The organism is Flavihumibacter cheonanensis, assembly GCF_022352215.1.
GTDB classification, from domain to species: Bacteria; Bacteroidota; Bacteroidia; order Chitinophagales; family Chitinophagaceae; genus Flavihumibacter; species Flavihumibacter cheonanensis.
Genome location: NZ_JAKRWF010000026.1, coordinates 1 through 375, shown reverse-complemented (window position 1 = coordinate 375; position 375 = coordinate 1). Strand labels below are relative to the sequence as shown.

Here is a 375-nt window from a genome sequence, read left to right as displayed (position 1 = left end):
CACTACGCTCTTCCGATCCAGACAGTCGCCGCTTCATTGCCGTCCTCTTCGGGGAGACAGATGGAGGGGAGGAAAGTCCGGGCTCCATAGGGCAGGGTGCCAGGTAACGCCTGGGAGGCGCAAGCCTACGACTAGTGCAACAGAGAGCAAACCGCCGATGGCCCGCGCAAGCGGGATCAGGTAAGGGTGAAAGGGTGCGGTAAGAGCGCACCGCGCGGCTGGCAACAGTTCGTGGCACGGTAAACTCCACCCGGAGCAAGGCCAAATAGGGGTTCACATGGTACGGCCCGTACTGAACCCGGGTAGGCTGCTTGAGCCAGTGAGCGATTGCTGGCCTAGAGGAATGACTGTCCACGACAGAACCCGGCTTACCGG

The 375-nt window shown here is 61.6% G+C and carries 1 other RNA gene; it reads left to right on the top strand.

The features are described 5' to 3' along the window. Positions 1-9: 9 nt before the first annotated feature. Positions 10-375, top strand: an RNA gene (rnpB, locus tag MD536_RS20980) — RNase P RNA component class A; the annotation flags it as partial.